15 protein-coding genes are annotated in these 14,516 nt (G+C 55.2%); 3 read left to right on the top strand and 12 right to left on the bottom strand.

From position 1 onward, the window contains the following. Positions 1–73 precede the first annotated feature (73 nt). The 9 genes from H7K52_RS13425 to H7K52_RS13385 all read right to left on the bottom strand — a co-directional run bounded on the left by H7K52_RS13425 (position 74) and on the right by H7K52_RS13385 (position 5,786). Positions 74–484: a DoxX family protein gene (locus tag H7K52_RS13425; protein ID WP_182630149.1), complete on the bottom strand. Its 411-nt coding sequence runs from the start codon at positions 482–484 to the stop codon at positions 74–76. A 202-nt stretch (positions 485–686) separates the two neighbouring features. After that, entirely contained in the window at positions 687–971 is a 285-nt protein-coding gene (locus tag H7K52_RS13420; protein ID WP_033733988.1) for a YqjK-like family protein, read from the bottom strand. Next, positions 971–1,366, bottom strand: coding sequence for a phage holin family protein (locus H7K52_RS13415; RefSeq protein WP_003850226.1), 396 nt, complete (start codon positions 1,364–1,366; stop codon positions 971–973). Before H7K52_RS13415 ends, H7K52_RS13420 begins: the two co-directional genes overlap by 1 nt. 2 nt (positions 1,367–1,368) lie before the next feature. Next, the gene (locus H7K52_RS13410; RefSeq protein WP_003850224.1) at positions 1,369–1,674 is read right to left on the bottom strand and encodes an ElaB/YgaM/YqjD family protein; all 306 of its coding nucleotides are present in this window, start codon (positions 1,672–1,674) and stop codon (positions 1,369–1,371) included. A 35-nt stretch (positions 1,675–1,709) separates the two neighbouring features. After that, positions 1,710–2,084 carry a DUF1090 domain-containing protein gene (locus H7K52_RS13405; protein WP_033743157.1) on the bottom strand — a complete coding sequence of 125 codons (375 nt, stop codon included), beginning with the start codon at positions 2,082–2,084 and terminating at the stop codon, positions 1,710–1,712. 189 nt (positions 2,085–2,273) lie between these two features. Beyond that, positions 2,274–2,621, bottom strand: coding sequence for an EnvZ/OmpR regulon moderator MzrA (gene mzrA, locus H7K52_RS13400; protein WP_003850221.1), 348 nt, complete (start codon positions 2,619–2,621; stop codon positions 2,274–2,276). Further along, on the bottom strand, positions 2,621–3,295 hold the full coding sequence (locus H7K52_RS13395) for a DedA family protein (RefSeq protein ID WP_003850219.1): 675 nt from the start codon (positions 3,293–3,295) through the stop codon (positions 2,621–2,623). Before H7K52_RS13395 ends, mzrA begins: the two co-directional genes overlap by 1 nt. Before the next feature lie 323 nt (positions 3,296–3,618). Beyond that, positions 3,619–4,395 carry a transcriptional regulator ExuR gene (exuR, locus tag H7K52_RS13390; RefSeq protein ID WP_003850218.1) on the bottom strand — a complete coding sequence of 259 codons (777 nt, stop codon included), beginning with the start codon at positions 4,393–4,395 and terminating at the stop codon, positions 3,619–3,621. Positions 4,396–4,481: 86 nt separating this feature from the next. Further along, positions 4,482–5,786: an MFS transporter gene (locus H7K52_RS13385; RefSeq protein WP_003850215.1), complete on the bottom strand. Its 1,305-nt coding sequence runs from the start codon at positions 5,784–5,786 to the stop codon at positions 4,482–4,484. 399 nt (positions 5,787–6,185) lie between these two features. Here H7K52_RS13385 and uxaC point away from each other — a divergent pair, with 399 nt between their 5' ends. The 3 genes from uxaC to H7K52_RS13370 are packed head-to-tail and all read left to right on the top strand — an operon-like array spanning position 6,186 to position 10,547. Next, positions 6,186–7,601, top strand: coding sequence for a glucuronate isomerase (gene uxaC, locus H7K52_RS13380; protein WP_182630127.1), 1,416 nt, complete (start codon positions 6,186–6,188; stop codon positions 7,599–7,601). A 2-nt stretch (positions 7,602–7,603) separates the two neighbouring features. Beyond that, positions 7,604–9,052: a tagaturonate reductase gene (locus H7K52_RS13375; RefSeq protein ID WP_033761942.1), complete on the top strand. Its 1,449-nt coding sequence runs from the start codon at positions 7,604–7,606 to the stop codon at positions 9,050–9,052. A gap of 4 nt (positions 9,053–9,056) precedes the next feature. Further along, positions 9,057–10,547, top strand: coding sequence for a UxaA family hydrolase (locus tag H7K52_RS13370; protein ID WP_008925766.1), 1,491 nt, complete (start codon positions 9,057–9,059; stop codon positions 10,545–10,547). Between the two features lie 186 nt (positions 10,548–10,733). Here the strand turns inward: H7K52_RS13370 and sstT are convergent, their stop codons facing one another. The 3 genes from sstT to H7K52_RS13355 all read right to left on the bottom strand — a co-directional run bounded on the left by sstT (position 10,734) and on the right by H7K52_RS13355 (position 14,413). Beyond that, a complete protein-coding gene (gene sstT, locus H7K52_RS13365; RefSeq protein ID WP_008925765.1) occupies positions 10,734–11,966 on the bottom strand; it encodes a serine/threonine transporter SstT in 1,233 nt (410 codons plus the stop codon). A gap of 235 nt (positions 11,967–12,201) precedes the next feature. Then, positions 12,202–13,170, bottom strand: coding sequence for a TerC family protein (locus H7K52_RS13360; protein WP_003850208.1), 969 nt, complete (start codon positions 13,168–13,170; stop codon positions 12,202–12,204). A gap of 256 nt (positions 13,171–13,426) precedes the next feature. Beyond that, positions 13,427–14,413, bottom strand: coding sequence for a Gfo/Idh/MocA family protein (locus H7K52_RS13355; RefSeq protein WP_182630126.1), 987 nt, complete (start codon positions 14,411–14,413; stop codon positions 13,427–13,429). Positions 14,414–14,516 lie beyond the last annotated feature (103 nt).

Raw genomic sequence — 14,516 nt, 5'->3', positions numbered from 1 at the left:
GGCTCCAATGCAAACAGGGCGGGGTAATTTCCCCGCCCTGCTAAGTATATGTGGCATTACGCTTTATGTGAGATTAGCGCGCAATCGTCAGTGGTTTTCTTTTGCTGATCAGGCGATCAATGCTGTATGCGCCTGGACCCACCAGACCTAACACCAGGAAACCACCCGCGATAGAGAGGTTTTTCATGAACATCAACTGATTCACACCTTCGGCAAAGTTACTGTGAAACAGAAACGCGGTCAGGATGGTGAAGCCTGCAGTGAACAGGGCAGTGAAACGGGTCAGGAAACCAAACAGAATGGCCAGACCGCCGCCAAACTCCAGCAGAATAACCAGCGGCAGCATAAAGCCAGGGACGCCCATCGCTTCCATATATTGCTGAGTACCTGCATAACCGGTGATCTTGCCCCAGCCGGCCGTAATGAACAGGATTGGCATCAGGATGCGAGCCACTAATAAACCGACATCTTCGAATTTTTTCATCATCTACTCCAGCGCTATCAGGAATGCAGGGCAAGCTGCCCGCAGGGTTTATGCCCGCTGAAAGCACTACTGCGTTCATTGGGTTGATGGCTGGAGATGATAATCGCGGAGTGGAAAGGTTGTAAGCGAGATATACTGTCTGTGTTTTTCAGAAAATCTGATGAAGAAAAGCCGGCCTTTTCAGGACCGGCTATTAACAAAATTAACGCGGTGGCAGAGCCGATTTAATCATGCGCCAGGTACTCCAGGCACCGAATCCCCGTTTGGCCCAGCGTAAGAGCTTACTGGGACTACGAATGGAGTAGACGGCCAGCGCGCTGCTGCCAATAGCCAGATAGCGACGTAAGCTGAGGAAAGTAAACCAGCCACGATCGTAATGGGCGGTCCCTTCCAGCCAGTCACGCCGCGCAGCGCTTAAATCCAGCCGCTGCTGCTGCACATGCTTAAGCAGTTCATGGATGCGTTCTTCACGCTCGCGGCGGCTCATCAGCGTTGTTCCTCAAGCAAATTACGATCAGTTTCCAGCTCTTTACGCGTATGGCGTAACAGCGTTGACTGACGCGACTTGTGAAGTGTCCAGAGTCCCAGAATGACCGCCAGCAGGAACAGTGTGCCGGTTGTGATGCCAATGGCCATCAGACGGTACTGTGCATCTACTGCCCAGATAATCAGAACCATCAGGCTCATCAGACCAAATGCAGTGAACAGCATGGTCAGGCCAACCATCAACAGCAGCTGAATCAGGTTAGCTTTCTCATGCTCCAGTTCCACCACTGCCAGACGAACACGCGTCTCGACCATGCCAACCAGCGTGGTCACAATACGCTGGCCGATGTTAATGACCCCTTTAGCCGGGCCGTGGTTATGCTGTGAGTCAGCCATAGTTAACGACGCGAAATGAGCATGCCCAGTGCGACGCCAATCGCTGCACCGATGCCCACACCATGCCATGGATTTTCACGCACATAGCCTTCAGCTCTCTGTGCCGCTTCACGCGTAGTCGCAGCGATGCGCTCGCTTGATTCGCCCAGACGTTCACGTGAGCTGTCCAGCGCATCACGCGCTTTGCTGCGAAGTTTATCCAGCTCACCTTTGGATTTTTCAGTACTGCTGCTCAGTACTTCTTCCAGGGTATCGGCGAGGTTTTTCAGTTCAGCACGCAAATGTTCCGATGATGTGTCTTTAGACATAAAATACTCCTTTAACATCAGTTGGTTAATTCCAATTAATAGGGCTCCGCCTGTAACTTTTTCAGTTCCCGGCGCGCTTCATCCAGTTTTTGTTGTCGCTTAGCAATCTTTTCCCTGTCATGGCCCTCTTCACGCTCTTCCCTGAGTGCGTGCTCACGCTCTGCAACTTTCTGCTTTTGCGCGTTAATTCTTTCCAGATGGGCGGCTTCAAGCTTTTTATCGCTGCAATCTGCCCGGACTTCGGTCAGCGCGCGCTCCAGACCATTAACCCGGCGCTGGTTGTTGTGCTTTTGCGCCATCCCAATTTCACGCTGAATATCCTGCTCTTTCTGCTCACACAGCGATTCTGCTGCCAGCAGCGAACCCGATAGCGAAAACAGAGCAATGCCCATCAATACTTGATATTTCATCGGTCCTGAACCTTCCATTGCGACCTGACTCCTCATCACCTGCGCGATCTTGTGCCTGCGGGTGCTAAGAATCGACTCTCGCTTAAGCATAGACACCGATAGTAAAAAGTTCAAAGAAGACCGGGAGATAGAGCGGCTTTCAGACCGTCGCGGCATGCGGCAACGGTCTGAAAAAGAGGGAGAGGGGGATTACGCCAGCGAAAGGTGCTGAGAGTGATCGTGCTGCGCCACAATAAAGCCTTGTGGCAACAGGCGGCGCAACACCTTCTGTGCTGCCAGACTCTGTTCTTCGCTGTCAAAATGAATGATCAGCGCATCACCCGCGGGCGTTATGCTTTTGATACGAATACCTTGTGCGCTTAATTGCTGATAGAGATAAAAACCATCTGGCAGCGTTGCACCTGCATGAGAAACCCGAATCTGCACCACTGTCTCGTGCTTCATCAAAGGTGGGATCGCACAGAGCGCGACCAGCGCAAACGCGCCAGCAATCAACCACGGTAACCACCGTTTAGGAATAGCCTGCAGCAGTTTCATTACTCGGCTTTCCCGTTTTGATTCGCCTGTCGTTTACGCCATAACACCACCAGCGATCCCACCAGGCCAAATACCAGCAGCGCCAGTGGCAGCATCATCAGGAAAAACATCATCTCATCTTCGTAACGACGGAAAATCGGGGTTTTTCCCAGCGCGAAGCCGATTACGGTCAAAATTACCACCCACAGGAATGCACTTACCCAGTTAAAGAACTGAAAACGGGCATTGCTGAGGCCTGACAGCCCGGCAATGGTGGGCAGCAGCGTTCGGACAAAGGCGATAAAGCGACCAATCAGCAGGGCAGATAAGCCGTGACGGTGAAACATGCTGTGCGCGCGCAGGTGGTATTGGGCTGGCAGATGAGAGAGCCATTTCTGAACCGTGGGCGTATTACCCAGCCAGCGGCCTTGTATGTAGCTCACCCAGCAGCCCAGACTGGCGCCGGTCGTCAGAACCAGAATCGTTAAAGGGAAACTCATGGTGCCTTTGGCAATCAGTACGCCGACCAGAATCAGCAGACTGTCACCTGGCAGGAATGCGGCAGGAAGAAGGCCATTTTCTAAGAATAAAATCATGAACAACACGCCGTAAATGGCCCATACCAGCGTGGGATCGGAGAGAGTCTCATAGTCCTGTTGCCACAGGGCATGCAGCAACGCTTGCAAAATATCCATCAATCATTCCTGAACATCATTGTTAAACATGTCCCACAGGGACTTAAACGCAGACCGGCATTTCGTTATAAATTTTAGGCGCGCAGCCTGGGCGGGATTTTCCGGATCCTTCCAGAATCGATTGTTAAATCAGCAACTTTATAAACCCTTGTCGCAAAGGGTAATAAAAGGGCGATAACTGTAACAAAAATCGCCTGTCTGAGACAGTAAAACTCTCTTGCGAACAGGAGTTTTACCTTGTGAAACGCCCTGTAAAAAGGAGCTTTACATGACCTGACACTATTGCAGATTAACTGACCATCTCAGGCTGTTTTCAGGCGCTTTTAGCGGGCGTTATTGGACCCATCAGGCAGGATGACCGGATTCTCACCGAACATGTAACGATCCACGTTAAATTCAAAATCATCCGCCGTCGCGTTAAACAGCATCTGTTTAGTATTTTCCAGATGTTGCCACATCGCCAGTTTGCTGGCGGCGGGATCTTTACGCATCAGCGCTTTGAGAATCTGATCGTGGTCGTCGCACCAGCTGAGAATGCTGCGCTGGTCGATATGTTCATGAAGTTTGAGCCAGTAGGGATTGTGCAGGCGGTGCAGCCACATTTTTTCAACGATGGCGGCTAAAGCACTGTTCTGGGTGGATTGCGCGATGCGCACATGAAACTGCATGTCCCACTCGGAATCACGGAAGTGATCCTCCTGGCGGGCTTTTTCCTGAATCGCCATCAGGTCGATAATGTCCTGACGCGTGACCTGGGTGGCTGCGAACTCGGCCACATTACTTTCAATGAGCTGGCGCGCCTGCAGTAGCTCAAACGGGCCAAAGGTGGCAAATTCCAGCTGGCTGCTGGTGGGGGCGATGCGGTTCTGCTGCTGGCTGGCAATGACGTGAATACCCGATCCTTTACGGACCTCAACATAGCCTTCTACTTCCAGCATGATGATCGCTTCACGGACAACGGTGCGGCTCACTTCCATCTCTTCGGCAATCAGGCGTTCAGCAGGCAGTTTGTCGCCCACCGGATAGATTCCGGTTTCAATGCGGCTTTTGAGCTCGCTGGCAAGCTGTTGGTAGAGTCGACGGGATTCAGTGAGGTCCATAGCACAATCCTGGTAGCAGACAGATAAGTTGTTATACCACTTCAGGCGGTGCGAGGAAATGGGCTGGCTCGCGCCAGCCCGGCAAATCAATTGTGAACGGCGCTGGCTGGTGGAATCACCGTTTCCGCTTCCAGCTCTGAAATCGGTTTATTTTTCAGGACGGTCCAGATCACTGCGGCACCCAGCAGATCGAACACCGCCAGGGCAGCAAACAGCGGGCTGAAGCCCAGCGTATCGGCCAGGGCACCCACGACCAGCGCAAACATCGTGCTGGCGGTCCAGGCTGCCATGCCGGTCAGGCCGTTAGCCGTCGCGACTTCATTACGGCCGAAAACGTCTGACGACAGGGTAATGAGCGCACCTGAAAGGGCCTGATGCGCAAAGCCGCCGACGCACAGCAGACCAATGGCGACGTAAGGGCTGGTGAACAGGCCAATGGTGCCTGGCGCAATCATTAACAGCGCACCCATCGTCACCACCATTTTACGGGAAACGATCAGGTTAACGCCGAACCAGCGCTGAAACAGCGGCGGCAGATAGCCGCCCAGGATGCAGCCGAAGTCCGCGAACAGCATCGGCATCCAGGCGAACATCGCAATCTCTTTCAGATTGAAGCCGTACACCTTAAACATAAACAGCGGAATCCAGGCGTTGAAGGTTCCCCACGCCGGTTCTGCCAGAAAACGCGGCAGAGCAATGCCCCAGAACTGGCGGTTACGGATAATCTGCAGCGCCGACATTTTGCGGGTGTTGCCGGTCTGATGCTGCGCTTCCTGACCGGAGATAATGTAGTCGCGCTCTTCATCACTCAGCTTCTTCTGCTGTTTCGGATGTTTGTAAAACACCAGCCAGCAGAGTGCCCAGACCATGCTCAGCACACCGGTCATGATAAAGGCCATCTGCCAGCTGTGTGCCACGATTGCCCAGACCACCAGCGGCGGAGCCAGCATCGCACCGATAGATGAACCGACGTTGAAGTAGCCCACCGCGACCGAACGCTCTTTGGCCGGGAACCACTCACTACTCGCTTTGAGACCCGCCGGGATCATCGCCGCTTCAGCCGCACCGACGGCACCACGCGCCAGAGCAAGGCCGCCCCAGCTGCCTGCCATCGCCGTGGCGGCACAGAAGATTGCCCACAGCACAGCAAACACGGCGTAGCCGACTTTGGTGCCCAGCAGATCCAGCACATAACCCGCCACCGGTTGCATCAGCGTATAGCAGGCTGAATAGGCCGCAATGATGTATGAATACTGCTGAGTAGTGATATGCAGCTCTGTCATCAATGTCGGGGCCGCCACGGCGATGGTATTACGGGTCAGATACCCTAATACCGTACCGATCGTCACCAGTCCAATCATGTACCAGCGTAACCCTTTGATCTTACGCATCCTCTACCTCTTCCAGTTCTGTATGCGGTCTTGCCGCTGTTGTTATCTGGAGCGGGACAGCCCGTGATGCAGCTCTGCTCACGCCCGCAGGTTCTGTCTGAGCAACCCTGTTCTTACCTTGCCATTTGTGGGCCGCTAACGACCTCACGATAGGACGAGAGCCTAACTTGTTATACAACTTTAAAAGTTGAGAGCCATCACAAAAACCCTTTCTGCACTGTGGGATACTGGAAACCTGCGTAATGACAGCCATTTAGCGCGCTGCGGGCGACAAAAATGTCCATGACGGTAGCCAGACATCGCCGTTTATGTGAGCAGGATCGCAAATAAATCCGTAACGGACTAAAATTGGTATGATAACTTTGGGCCATCAGTGGTTCAGTAGATGAGGAAGCATGTATGTCACGTTTCATGACCGAGGATTTTTTGCTGGATAGTGAATTCGCCCGCCGTCTCTATCACGACTACGCGAAGGATCAGCCGATTTTCGACTATCACTGCCACTTACCGCCGCAGCAGATTGCCGAAAATTATCGCTTTGCCAATCTTTATGACATCTGGCTGAAGGGCGATCACTACAAGTGGCGGGCAATGCGCGCCAACGGTGTGGCTGAGGCGTTCTGTACCGGCAATGCCAGCGATCGTGAAAAGTTTGACGCCTGGGCGCGTACCGTGCCGCACACCATCGGCAACCCGCTCTATCACTGGACCCATCTGGAATTACGCCGGCCTTTCGGCATTACCGACACGCTGCTTTCTGAGAAAACGGCTGACAGCATCTGGCATCGCTGCAATGAACTGCTGGCGCAGGATAGCTTCACCACGCGTGGCATCATGCAGCAGATGAAGGTGAAGATGGTCGGCACCACAGACGATCCGCTGGATGACCTGCGCCATCACCGCGCGCTGGCAGACGACACCAGTTTCAGCGTTAAAGTGCTGCCAAGCTGGCGTCCGGACAAAGCCTTTAATATCGAAGCCGACACCTTCCTGCCGTGGATTGAGACGCTGGAACAACTGACCGACATCAGCGTGCAGCGTTTTGACGATCTGCGCAGCGCACTGTATCAGCGGCTGGATCACTTTGCGGCGCATGGCTGTAAAGTCTCGGATCACGCGCTGGATGTGGTCTGTTATGCCGAGGCGGACGACGCCACGCTGGATGTGATTCTGGCGCGCCGTCGCAGCGGTACAGCACCGAATCCGCACGAAACGGCGCAGTTCAAAACGGCGGTACTGGTCTGGCTGGGCAGCGAATATGCCCGCCGTGGCTGGGTACAGCAGTATCACATTGGCGCACTGCGCAATACCAACCCACGCCAGTACCAGTTGCTGGGGCCGGATGTGGGCTTTGACTCCATTAACGACCAGCCGCTGGCTGAACCGCTGGCCCGCCTGCTGGGCGCACAGAACCTTAATAATGCGCTGCCGAAAACCATCCTCTATTGCCTGAATCCGCGCGATAACGAAGTACTGGCGACGATGGCAGGCAACTTCCAGGGTGAAGGTCAGGCGGGGAAAATGCAGTTTGGTTCCGCCTGGTGGTTCAATGACCAGCTGGACGGTATGCAGCGTCAGATGACCCAGCTGGCGCAGATTGGCCTGCTGAGCCGCTTCGTCGGGATGCTGACCGACAGCCGCAGCTTCCTCTCTTACACCCGCCACGAATATTTCCGCCGGTTGCTGTGCCAGATGATTGGCCGCTGGGTAGAGCAGGGTGAAGCGCCAGCCGATGAAGCGCTGTTAGGCCAGATGGTTCAGAACATCTGCTTCAACAATGCGCGCGATTACTTCGGCATCGAGCTGGGAGCCTGATGATGAAAAGGCTAAACCGCCACGACTTCCCGGGCGCACGCTATCGCGACCGGGTGATTCAGTTCGGCGAAGGTAACTTCCTGCGCGCCTTTATTGACTGGCAGATTGACTGGCTGAATGAACATCAGGGCACCGATGCCGGAATTGTGGTGGTGCGGCCGCGCAACCGTGAAGTCAGCGACAGCCTGAATCAGCAGGATGGCCTCTACACCACGCTGATCCGCGGACTCAACGATCAGGGCGAGCAGGTCAGTGAAACCCGGCTGATCCGCAGCCTCAACCGTGAGATCCAGCCCTGGCAGCAGTTTGGTGAATTTATGGCGCTGGCCCGGAATCCCGACCTGCGCATGGTTTTCTCCAACACCACTGAGGCGGGCATCGCCTTTGTTGGCACGGATCAGCTCACCGATCAGCCCGCCAGCAGCTTCCCCGGCAAACTGACGCAGCTGCTGTGGGCGCGCTATTCCCATTTCAATGGCGCCAGCGATCGTGGCTGGCTGGTGGTGCCGTGTGAGCTGATTGACCATAACGGCGACGCGTTGCGCGATCTGGTGCTGCGTTACGCCGATCACTGGCATCTGCCATCCGAATTTAAAACCTGGGTTCATGAGCACTGTGCTTTCTATAACACTCTGGTTGACCGCATCGTTACCGGCTTTCCGGCGGAAAGCGAGCAGTTGCAACGTGAACTGGGTTATGAAGATCGCTATCTGGTGGCGGGCGAAGTCTACTACCAGTTTGTGATTCAGGGGCCGTCGGCGCTGTTCAGTGAACTGAAACTGGCGGCGCTGTCGCCACACGTGCGTCATGTGGATGACATTGCGCCCTATAAAGCGCAGAAAGTGGCGATCCTCAATGGCGCACATACCGCGATGGTGCCGGTGGCGTTTCTGGCCGGTCTTGAAAGTGTCGGGGAGGCGATGGCCGATCCGGCGATTGCCGGATTTGTGGATAACCTGCTGCGTCATGAAGTGATCCCGACGCTGGATCTGCCAGCCGATGAACTGCACGCCTTTGCTGATGCGGTACAACGCCGCTTCCGCAATCCGTTCATTCGCCATGCGCTGCTGTCGATTGCGCTTAATGGCATGACCAAGTTCCGCACCCGTCTGTTGACGCCACTGCTTGCCGCGCATCAGCAAACGGGCAACTGGCCGACACACATCACTTTTGCGCTGGCGGCGCTGATCGCCTTTTATCGCGGCGAGTCAGCCGGTAAAAGCTGGCCATTACAGGATGAGCCGCAGTGGTTACAGCACTACGCCGACGCCTGGAAAGCACTTGATGCGGATCAGCTGTCACCGCAACAGCTGGTGCACGGCGTGCTTAGCGACGCGCAACACTGGGGCGAAGATTTAACCCGTCAGCCCGGACTGGCTACGGTTGTCACCCAACACCTGCAAAATATCATCGCCCACGGAATGCGTGAGGCGCTGAGCCAACTGAGATAACGCTATGCAAGACGCAATTAAAATTGATCCCCGCGACAATGTCGCCGTGGCGTTACGTGACTTAGAGGCGGGCGCCACCATAGAGCTGCCACCACTGAGTGTGTCGGTGCAACAGGCGGTCGGGCGCGGGCATAAATTTGCCCTGCATCCTATCGCCCAGGATGAGCTGGTGATCAAGTATGGGTTGCCGATTGCCCATGCCACCCAGCCTGTGGCCGCCGGTGAGTTAATCCATTCGCAGAACGCCCGCACCAATCTCAGCGATCTGGATGAATATGCGTATCAGCCTGAGTTCGTGACCTTACCGCCGCAGCCGGGTGATCGTGAGGTACAGATCTATCGTCGTGCTAACGGCGAAGTCGGCATCCGCAATGAGCTGTGGATCCTGCCGACCGTCGGCTGTGTAAACGGCATTGCGCGTCAGATCCTGCAGCGTTTCCTGAAAGAGACACAGGAGGCCGAAGGAATCGATGGCGCATTCCTGTTCAGCCACACCTTCGGCTGTTCGCAACTGGGGCAGGACCACGAAAATACCCGCACCATGCTGCAGAATATGGTGCGCCACCCTAATGCGGGTGCGGTGCTGGTGATTGGTCTCGGTTGTGAAAACAATCAGGTCGATGTTTTCCGTGAGACCCTCGGCGCGTTTGAAAGCGACCGGGTCGAATTTATGGTGTGCCAGCAGCATGATGATGAGGTTGAAGCCGGGCTGGAGCGCCTGCATGCCTTGTATGAAAAAATGCGGCATGACCGGCGTGAACCAGGCAAACTCAGCGAGCTGAAGTTTGGTCTGGAGTGCGGCGGTTCGGACGGTTTGTCTGGCATCACGGCCAACCCGTTACTGGGGCGTTTCTCGGACCAGATGATCGCTAATGGCGGCACGACCGTGCTGACTGAAGTGCCAGAAATGTTTGGCGCAGAGCGGATTCTGATGAGTCGCTGTCGCGACGAAGAGACCTTCGGCAAAACAGTAGCCATGATCAATGACTTCAAGCAGTACTTTATCGATCACCAGCAGCCCATCTACGAGAATCCGTCGCCGGGCAATAAAGCAGGCGGCATCACCACGCTGGAAGAGAAGTCACTGGGCTGTACTCAGAAAGCGGGGCAGAGCCAGGTCGTCGATGTGCTGAAGTATGGCGAGCGGTTAAAAACGCCTGGTCTCAATCTGCTGAGTGCGCCAGGCAATGATGCCGTCGCTACCAGTGCGCTGGCGGGCGCCGGTTGCCACATGGTGCTGTTCAGTACCGGACGCGGCACGCCATATGGCGGTTTTGTGCCAACAGTGAAGCTGGCGACCAACACGCCGCTGGCGGAGAAGAAACCGCACTGGATCGACTTTAATGCCGGACGGTTGATCGAGGGCATGAGCATGGATGCGCTGCTGGAAGATTTTGTCGACAGCATTGTGGCGATTGCCAGCGGTCAGCCGACCAACAACGAGAAGAACGACTTCCGCGAGCTGGCGATTTTCAAAAGTGGTGTGACGCTCTAAAACCAAACGCGATCTTGTTCTTTCAGATAGCTCAAAAGCTCAGAGAGCGGGTAGCAGAGTCCGAAGAGCAAAGCGTCCCGCGCCAGGGAAGGCGCGGGCCGAGCGTGCAGGGATGCGTAAAGCGACTTTGCGATCGGACTCTGCCATCCGCGAAGAGCACAGGATTAACAGACGGTAATAACTATCTTAAGCCCGGCTGGCTTCGCGCTCTGCTTCTGCCTGACAGACGGCGGCAGTAAACAGAATATCAGTAGAGGAATTCAGCGCGGTTTCCGCCGAATCCTGCAGTACGCCGATAATAAAGCCGACCGCCACCACCTGCATCGCCAGGTCATTCGGAATGCCGAACATATTGCAGGCTACCGGAATCAGCAGCAGCGAACCGCCCGCCACGCCCGATGCACCACAAGCGCAGAGTGACGCCACCAGACTCAGCAGAATCGCCGTCGGCACATCAATGCTGATCCCCAGCGTATGCACCGCCGCCAGCGTCAGCACGGTAATCGTGATCGACGCACCCGCCATACTGATGGTTGCGCCCAGAGGAATCGACACCGAATAGGTATCCTCATCCAGATCCAGACGTTTCGCCAGCGCCATATTCACCGGAATGTTGGCAGCAGAACTGCGGGTAAAGAAGGCAGTGACGCCACTTTCACGCAGGCAGGTGAAGACCAGTGGATAAGGGTTACGGCGGATTTTAGAGAACACCAGCATCGGGTTCACCACCAGTGCCATCAGCAGCATACAGCCGATCAACAGCGCCAGCAGATGCGCATATTGCCACAGTGCCCCAAAGCCGGTTGAAGCCAGAATCGATGCCACCAGACCGAAAATACCGACTGGCGCGCAGCGGATGACGCAGCGTACCAGCCAGGTTACGGCATGAGACGCATCATTCAGCAAGGCGCGGGTGCTGTCACTGCTGTGACGGAACGCCAGCCCCAGGCCAATGGCCCACACCAGAATGCCAATATAGTTAGCCTGCATCAGCGCGGTGATTGGGTTGGCGACCATGCTCATCAGCAGCCCATGGAGCACTTCGGTGATGCCGGAAGGAGGAACGATTTCCGTTGTGCCTGCCGCCAGTGTAAGTGTCTGCGGAACCAGATGGCTGAAGACCACCGCGACCACCGCCGCGAAAAAGGTGCTCAGCAGATAGAGCATGATAATTGGCCGGATATTACTTTTCTGGCCCTGCTGGTGGTTGGCAATCGAGGCGATCACCAGCATCAGTACCAGCAATGGCGCGACCGCTTTCAGCGCACTGACAAACAGTTCACCCAGCAGACCGACTGCCAGCGCGGCATCGTGTGAAATCCAGGCGAGCGCCACACCAGCGATCAGCCCAATCAAGATTTGCTTCACCAGGCTTCCGGCGAGCAGCGTGCCCAGACGTGCGGAGAAAGTTTTCTGCATAATATTTTCTGTATTTTGTCGCGGATGTAGTTTCAGACGCGATGTTTTACATCGGCTAAAACGGTTTGCCCGGCGGAGTATAAGGAAAACATCAGATGAGAAAAGAGAAAGTTCTGTCAGTGTGGCGCAGGTCAGATTTTAATTATGCTGAATAGTGGAAGTGTGACAGAGGGATGAAATGGCACGACAGTCTGTCGCAAAATAAAACAGGGGCATACGCTGCCCCTGCAGGTAATTATGGTGCGATCTTTTTCTGATCTCTTTTGCGGTTAACCCAGGCATTAATCAGCAGGGTTGAGGCCAGAATGGCGCCGACCACACCCAGTGAGATACCAACCGGGATATGGTACAGGTCCACAATCAGCATCTTAAAGCCGATAAACACCAGCACAATCGCCAGACCATACTTCAGCATCGAGAAGCGTTCTGCCACGTTTGCCAGCAGGAAGTACATGGCACGCAAGCCCAGGATAGCGAACAGGTTTGAGGTCAGCACGATGAACGGGTCGGTGGTTACGGCGAAAATGGCCGGGATACTGTCGACGGCAAAGATCACATCGCTGAGTTCCACCATGATTAGCACCAGCAGCAGCGGGGTCGCAAACAGCACGCCGTTTTTGCGGGTAAAGAACTTCTCGCCGTCGAGATCATCGGTCATGCGTAAATGCTTACGCAACCAGCGCACCACCGGTTTGTCACCCACTGCACCGTCATCCTCTTTCGCCAGCGCCATCTTCACACCGGTAAACAGCAGGAAGGCACCGAACACATAGAGGATCCAGCTGAACTGGGTGACCAGCCAGCTACCGGCAAAGATCATGATAGTACGCAGCACGATAGCGCCTAACACACCGTAGATCAGTACACGGCGCTGCAGGTTAGCCGGAATAGAGAAGTAGCTGAACAGCATCAGCCAGACGAAGACGTTATCTACCGCCAGCGCTTTTTCCAGAACGTAGCCGGTCAGGAAGGCGAGCGTCTGGGTGTTAGCGACTTCACGTCCCACGCTGCCCTCCAGATACCACCAGAAAGCGGCGCTAAACAGCAGTGAGACGGAAACCCAGATCAGCGACCAGACAGCCGCCTGTTTGAAAGACATGGTCTGCGCGCCGCGGCGTCCCTGCAACAGCAGGTCGATAGCCAGCATGATAAGCACCACAACCGCAAAGCTGCCCCAGAGTAAAGGCGTACCCACAGTTTGCATATTCGTATCCTGTCTTAAAAAGAAAAAAAACGGCTGAAGTCAGAAGACGTCAGCCGCTTATTTTTGTGTAAGCAAACCTCGCCTTCCGGCAAGGTCTCACTTACAACACAGAAATCGATTCCGGGTTGCCTGATGACCGGATGCTTTCGCAACGTAGTGACGATCAATCAGCTTACAAGTTACTCCCCTTTGCAGGAGAGTAAGTTACGGTTTAGCCGCACAGGAAGCAACCTATCTCAGACATATTTAGAAATATTTACACAGCAGCCTGATCGGCCGGGAAGATGACACCGGTCTGGCGGCGGATTTCGGTCAGAAGCGCGGCGGTAATCCGCGAAACCTCCAGTCCGGGATGGTCCACCTGACGCTGCTCAACCAGCCGGGCAAACGCAGCCGCTTCATATAGCATGGTGTTGATATGCTGCGGCTCACTCAGCGCCTGCTTTTCAGCACCACGAGGAATAAAGTTCAGCTTCTGGCACTCCGAAAGCTTCTCAATGACCAGCGTACCCGCTTCACCCTGAATTTCGCTGGGCAGTGAAGAGTCACTCACCTTGGAATGCAGAATCGTCACGTCGAAATCGCCGTAGCTCAGCACCACCACGCCATGGGCATCCACGCCGCTCTCCAGCAACGTCGCGGTGGCCTGCACACGGTCTGGCTCGCCCCATAGTGCTACTGCCGATGCCAGGCAGTAATAACCGATATCCATGACTGAGCCATTCGACCAGCGGGGATCAAAGGTATTAGGGTTCTCGCCGTTGAGATAACGCGGATAACGTGAGGAGTACTGGCAGTAATTCAGCAGGGCTTTTCGCAGTGTACCCACGTCTGGCAGCGCCTGCTTCAGCCGCTGGAAGTTTGGCAGGCTGGCGGTTTTAAACGCCTCGAACAGCACCACCTGATGCTCACGGGCGCAGGCGATCATCTGCTCCACTTCCGCCAGGTTAGAGGCCAGCGGTTTTTCGCAAATCACATGCTTGCCGTGCGACATAAACAGCAGCGCCTGCTGGCAGTGCAGGGCGTTGGGGCTGGCAAGATAGACCGCGTCGATCTCCGGGCAGGCGGCCAGGGCATCCAGTGAGGTAAAGGTCTGTTTGCAGGGATAATCAGCAATAAAGGCGTCGGCCTGCTGCTGACTGCGTGAGTAGACCGCACAGAGCTTCATCGCTCCGGTTTCATGGGCGGCATCAATAAACTGGCGTGTAATCCAGTTTGTTCCCACAATGGCAAAACGAATCACGTCATCTCTCCGGCAGCGTTAAAGCGGCAGAGTAACATCTCCCCGAGGCGGTGCAAGGGGGCCGGGTACGCAAGGATTGATCCTGCGATCCGCATTCCAATAA

The sequence above is a fragment of the Pantoea hericii genome (assembly GCF_014155795.1).
GTDB classification, from domain to species: domain Bacteria; phylum Pseudomonadota; class Gammaproteobacteria; order Enterobacterales; family Enterobacteriaceae; genus Pantoea; species Pantoea eucalypti.
This window is presented reverse-complemented; position numbering and strand designations above follow the sequence as displayed.

Excerpts from the sequence above, each read along its gene's own strand:
- H7K52_RS13425 (WP_182630149.1), bottom strand. The coding sequence starts at position 484 with ATGAAAAAATTCGAAGATGTCGGTTTATTAGTGGCTCGCATCCTGATG.
- H7K52_RS13420 (WP_033733988.1), bottom strand. The coding sequence starts at position 971 with ATGAGCCGCCGCGAGCGTGAAGAACGCATCCATGAACTGCTTAAGCAT.
- H7K52_RS13415 (WP_003850226.1), bottom strand. The coding sequence starts at position 1,366 with ATGGCTGACTCACAGCATAACCACGGCCCGGCTAAAGGGGTCATTAAC.
- H7K52_RS13410 (WP_003850224.1), bottom strand. The coding sequence starts at position 1,674 with ATGTCTAAAGACACATCATCGGAACATTTGCGTGCTGAACTGAAAAAC.
- H7K52_RS13405 (WP_033743157.1), bottom strand. The coding sequence starts at position 2,084 with ATGAAATATCAAGTATTGATGGGCATTGCTCTGTTTTCGCTATCGGGT.
- mzrA (WP_003850221.1), bottom strand. The coding sequence starts at position 2,621 with ATGAAACTGCTGCAGGCTATTCCTAAACGGTGGTTACCGTGGTTGATT.
- H7K52_RS13395 (WP_003850219.1), bottom strand. The coding sequence starts at position 3,295 with ATGGATATTTTGCAAGCGTTGCTGCATGCCCTGTGGCAACAGGACTAT.
- exuR (WP_003850218.1), bottom strand. The coding sequence starts at position 4,395 with ATGGACCTCACTGAATCCCGTCGACTCTACCAACAGCTTGCCAGCGAG.
- H7K52_RS13385 (WP_003850215.1), bottom strand. The coding sequence starts at position 5,786 with ATGCGTAAGATCAAAGGGTTACGCTGGTACATGATTGGACTGGTGACG.
- uxaC (WP_182630127.1), top strand. The coding sequence starts at position 6,186 with ATGTCACGTTTCATGACCGAGGATTTTTTGCTGGATAGTGAATTCGCC.
- H7K52_RS13375 (WP_033761942.1), top strand. The coding sequence starts at position 7,604 with ATGAAAAGGCTAAACCGCCACGACTTCCCGGGCGCACGCTATCGCGAC.
- H7K52_RS13370 (WP_008925766.1), top strand. The coding sequence starts at position 9,057 with ATGCAAGACGCAATTAAAATTGATCCCCGCGACAATGTCGCCGTGGCG.
- sstT (WP_008925765.1), bottom strand. The coding sequence starts at position 11,966 with ATGCAGAAAACTTTCTCCGCACGTCTGGGCACGCTGCTCGCCGGAAGC.
- H7K52_RS13360 (WP_003850208.1), bottom strand. The coding sequence starts at position 13,170 with ATGCAAACTGTGGGTACGCCTTTACTCTGGGGCAGCTTTGCGGTTGTG.